The following is a 3501-nucleotide window of genomic DNA, read 5'->3' on the forward strand; positions in this document are numbered from 1 at the left end:
TGCCCTACAAGAGCGGCGTGTGCCCTACAAGAGCGGCGTGGACGCGTACAAGGATATGGTCAACGGTGACATCGACCTGCTGTACGAGAACGTTGCGCTAACGGCCAGTTTGATCAAGGGCGGCCGCATCAAGGCGCTCGCGGCAACGAGCCTGACGCGTGTCCCAACATTTCCCGATTTGCCCACCTTCGATGAATCCGGCCTCAAGGGCTTCGAGATCCTTGCCTGGGTCGGCCTGATTGCACCCAGGGGAACGCCTGCACCGGTGCTCGACCGCCTTGGCGTAGCCTTGCGCAAGGCAGTCGAGGATCCGGAGGTCAAGGCTGCGACTGAGAGCTTTGCCTTGATTCCCATGAGCGGATCGTCGCAACAGTTCAGCGAACTCATCCGCAAGGAGACGCCGAAGTGGGCTGAGCTTGTGAAGCGCAGTGGGGCCAAGCTCGACTGAGCGTTTCGGGCTCGCTCAGAGAACGAGCGGCGACGGGATGTCCAGTCTGCTTGCAGGCGGGATATTCGCCCAAGGCGCCTAGCTCGAGGAAGAAGCGGCATCCGCGCTGGTCATTTGCAGTCCGAAGGGCATGCGGCTCGCGCCCGCCGGGGATCTGTTGGCCGGGCGTGCGGCGACCTTGGTGTGCACGATCCACACCTCTCTGTTCCTTTCATTGATGAAGAGAAGGCTCTACGCAGAGTTCAGAACCAGGCTCGGGCCGCCACGGCCGCCCACCAGTCGTTGAAGACAGTGTCGAGTCCGTCATCGAGCGATGCCCAAGATTGCAGCACCGTGAAGTGATCCTTCCCAGGAGCTTCCACGCATGCGCTCCAGTGACCTTGCGCCTGCCATGCCTTGTGCATGGCGTGGTTCTGCCTCAGAAACTCGGGCGTCTCGGCGCTTCCCACGAGCCAGACCGCCGGAACGCCGCCTTCGGCCGTGCGATGAATGGGGGACATCTGCCGAGCGGCTTCCATATCGAGCCGCAAGCGCTCGTTCAGCGTGGTCTCTCGTAGTGGCTCCAGGTCGTAGATTCCGCTGATTGCCCAGATACCATCGATGCGGGCCGGATCTCCCGCGGGCAGCCTGCCGCAGCGGAGCGCGAATTCGCTCGCGAGGTGAGCACCGGCCGAGTGGCCAGCGACCACCAGTGGCAACTGCGTCCATTCCGGTACCATGGAATGGGCTACAGATGTCGCGGGCTGGAGCGCGTGCACTAGTTCAGGGAGCGTCACCTCCGGGCATAGCGGATAGTTCGCCAAGACCACGTGGAAGCCGCGCCGTTGAAAGGCAGGCGCCAACCAGCGGAACAGCGACTTGTCGCGCGATTGCCAATAGCCCGCATGCAGGTAGAGCAGCACACCACGCGCAGCCGCGGTGCTGGGAAAAACATCCAGACGCTGGCGCGGATGCGCCCCATAAGGTTGATCGATACATGCACTAGCCTGGATTTCCACGCTGGGTAGTTCGCCTAACGCGGTGGCCTGTTCGTCAGGGGCTGGGGGTTACGCCGACATGCGCAGAGAGTAGCCCTTCCACCAGGGAATGGGGATCGCAGTATTGAGCAATCCGGAGGCGAGAACGATGGGCAAGTGGGCGCGGCGGTGGAAGTGGACGCGGACCTCGGAGTCGGTGACCGAGACGTCGGCGGGAGTGTCGATGAGGTCACGGAAGATGTGGCGCGCCTGGGCATCGGCATAGCCGCGCATGCGACGCGCCAGCAACCGGTACAGGCCGCTGGCGACGACCAGCAGCGCCATGTCGAAGTCCACTTTCATGCCCACCGCCGATGACAGTGCATCCATGTGGAAGAAGCGCACGGCGTCGGACAAGGCGTTTTCGATCAACATGCGCTGGGCGTAACGGGTCAGCAGCTTGGCGTGAGAGCTGTGAGGGTCGTTGGTCAGCAGGATGGTCGGCTGCTCATGGCCGAGGTCGACCACGAAGAGCTGACGCAGGGTGGCACCGGCCAGGCGGATCGATTGCTCGAACACGCGAGGGGTCTTGTACTTGCGCGCGGGCACATCCAGCGTGACACGACGCCAGGCCGAGGCGGGAAGATCGGCCACCTCCTGCAGCAGAGCCGCCGAGCGGCGACGCAGCGTGATGAAGGTGATGCCCAACTGATCCAGACGCGCCAGGTGGGCATAGGTGGTCAGGCGCGAATCGAACACCAGGTGCCGCGGGAGCGCACCGTGCTGGCGCTTCCAGAACTCGATGAAGCGGAAGATCTCTTCGGCCTCCTCACCCTTGCGCAAATCGGCGTTGGAGTAGCAAAAGGCGCGGCCGCTCGCGTCCTGCGCGAGGAAGGCCAGCACGCTGGGCTGGGCGCGGCTGCGCGCGGACACGAAGTGGCGCTCCACTTGGGGATCGTCGCCGTAGTACGGCACCGAGTGGAAGTCCAGGTTGAACGAGTGGGCGTCGAACAGCTGCTCGTCGGTGACGGCGCCGTGCCAGGCCGCCAGCAGCGCGACGGTGCGCTCACGCTCGACACGCGAGGAGTACTCGCACAGGTAGCTCTTCTTGGGGATGACGTTCAAGCCGCAAAACAACGCCAGGCCCGGATCGGTGACCAAGGCCATGACATGGCTCTTGCGCTCGATGGACCACAGCTTGAGCGCCAGCGCGCAACGCAGGGCGTGAGACGAGGGAATCATCCTGGAGCCCGGCAGCTTGGCGCGCGCGGCGATCTCCTCGAGCTGCAGGCGCACCAGATCGGGCAAGAACAGGAACAAGCCCCCGCAGCGTGTGGTGAACTGCGTGCCGGGCTGTAGCGCGAACTCGCGCACGTCGGCCACCGCCTCGGCGGTGGGACCGAGATGCTCAAGCCGTTCGTCATCGCCGCGGCGCGGCAGCGGCGCGAAGCCCTCCTCGCGCAGCACCTCGCGCACGGCGGTGGGACTCAGGGGCGTGCCGTGCTCCTTGAGTGCCTGGCTGATCTCGTAGACCGAATAGTTCTGCTTGCGCAGGGCCACGGCCAGGTCGTGGGCCTTGGACTTGTGCGGCTGGGAGCGTGGACCGGGGCTGGGCGAGTGGAAGAACTGCGGATCGGGATCGCGGCGGAACTGATGGCACAGCACGCGGAACGATCCGGGGGTGTAGCCGAAGGCGCGGGCGACCTCGTGCGAGGGGCGGTCTTCGACGAAGAAGGCGCGAAGCGCTTCGTACTGGCGCTGGCGGGGATGGGAGGGCTCGGCGAAGAATCGTCGGATATCTGTTAGGTCTTTAGGTACGCCTATACCCATACACGCATTGTGCTATGTAGAGAACAGCGGCGTCAATGAAAATCTCACCGGCACCAATCGAAAATCCAGAAACTCAAGCTGCATGCGGCTTGGCGAGCGATTGGCAGGACTGGCGCAAGCGATGCAAGAACGCCGACGGCCCCGCGTGGGGGCCGTCGAAATGATGGGATGGGCGCACCAACCGCTAACGCTGAAGGCCCAGGCCACTCCGGCGCCAGGCGCAGAAGCGGTCTGCTCCTATCGAGCAGCGTTACCCAAATAGTGGTG

The 3501-nt window shown here is 64.2% G+C and carries 3 protein-coding genes; 1 reads left to right on the forward strand and 2 read right to left on the reverse strand.

Features of this window, described 5'->3' with window-relative positions; all coding sequences use genetic code 11:
- Positions 1-448, forward strand: a 448-nt coding sequence (locus tag AC1DY5_RS47385; protein WP_478121300.1) for a Bug family tripartite tricarboxylate transporter substrate binding protein, incomplete at its 5' end; no start/stop codon positions are given.
- 242 nt (positions 449-690) lie between these two features.
- Here the strand turns inward: AC1DY5_RS47385 and AC1DY5_RS47390 are convergent.
- Positions 691-1446, reverse strand: coding sequence for an alpha/beta hydrolase (locus AC1DY5_RS47390; protein WP_478121301.1), 756 nt, complete (start codon positions 1444-1446; stop codon positions 691-693).
- Between the two features lie 48 nt (positions 1447-1494).
- The gene (locus AC1DY5_RS47395) at positions 1495-3234 is read right to left on the reverse strand and encodes a hypothetical protein (protein ID WP_478121302.1); all 1740 of its coding nucleotides are present in this window, start codon (positions 3232-3234) and stop codon (positions 1495-1497) included.
- Positions 3235-3501: the final 267 nt, after the last annotated feature.

Source organism: Variovorax sp. P4_D9, assembly GCF_056401695.1.

Excerpts from the sequence above, each read along its gene's own strand:
- AC1DY5_RS47395 (WP_478121302.1), bottom strand. The coding sequence starts at position 3,234 with ATGGGTATAGGCGTACCTAAAGACCTAACAGATATCCGACGATTCTTC.